We start from the raw sequence: 304 nt of genomic DNA, 5'->3' as shown, positions 1-304 counted from the left end.
GGTCCCACCAGTGAGAACTAGATGGTCGAACTCGCCGACCTTCTCGAAGAACGTGCGGAGTGACTGTGGGTTGCCTAGGTCCGCAACATCGCCCGTCACTTTGCCAGACAATCCTTGTACGGCTTGCAGGTCGGGCTCTGCCACTAGTCGTGCCACAGCTTTAGCGACCTTCTCTGCTGAAGAGGAGGCAATGATGACGTGCTCTGCGAGCGAAAGCAGCGACGATTTCGCGACGCCATAGCCGATGCCAGAAGAGCCGCCTATAATAACAATCCTCTTGCCTTGCAGTGTAGCCATTGTCCTT

At 55.9% G+C, this 304-nt stretch carries 1 pseudogene; it reads right to left on the bottom strand.

Annotated features, from left to right (window positions below):
* Positions 1–297: pseudogene (locus LOK78_RS16480) on the bottom strand (hypothetical protein); the annotation flags it as partial.
* Positions 298–304 lie beyond the last annotated feature (7 nt).

It is taken from the genome of Mangrovimonas futianensis, assembly GCF_021245805.1.
Classification (GTDB): domain Bacteria; phylum Bacteroidota; class Bacteroidia; order Flavobacteriales; family Flavobacteriaceae; genus Mangrovimonas; species Mangrovimonas futianensis.
This window is presented reverse-complemented; position numbering and strand designations above follow the sequence as displayed.